We start from the raw sequence: 273 nt of genomic DNA, 5'->3' as shown, positions 1-273 counted from the left end.
TAAGGAATGCCTGTTGGCGAGCTTGGACGTAAGCCAGCCCATTGCTTCACAATTGGAAAATTGGCCAATTCAGGCACCATTTCAATACACGCTTTATAAATGCTTTGTTGTACAGAGATACTAGGGCGATGATCAAAGCCAATATGATTCATACTCGAACCGCATACGATATGTCCATCTGTACGTGGAATCAGATACATGACATTGTTCATGCACATGGTTGGAAGCCAGTTTTCAGGAGTTTTAAACAACATCATCTGACCTTGAACAGGA

Annotated in this window: 1 protein-coding gene; it reads right to left on the bottom strand. The window is 42.1% G+C overall.

The window, feature by feature from the left end; genetic code table 11:
- Nucleotides 1-273 (bottom strand): FAD-dependent oxidoreductase (locus FLQ44_RS17735; RefSeq protein ID WP_147695459.1); only part of this gene is annotated, 273 nt, incomplete at both ends.

It is taken from the genome of Vogesella mureinivorans, assembly GCF_007644035.1.
Lineage (GTDB): Bacteria > Pseudomonadota > Gammaproteobacteria > Burkholderiales > Chromobacteriaceae > Vogesella > Vogesella mureinivorans.
Note: the sequence above shows the minus strand (reverse complement) of the source record. Positions and strands in the feature narration are given on the sequence as shown.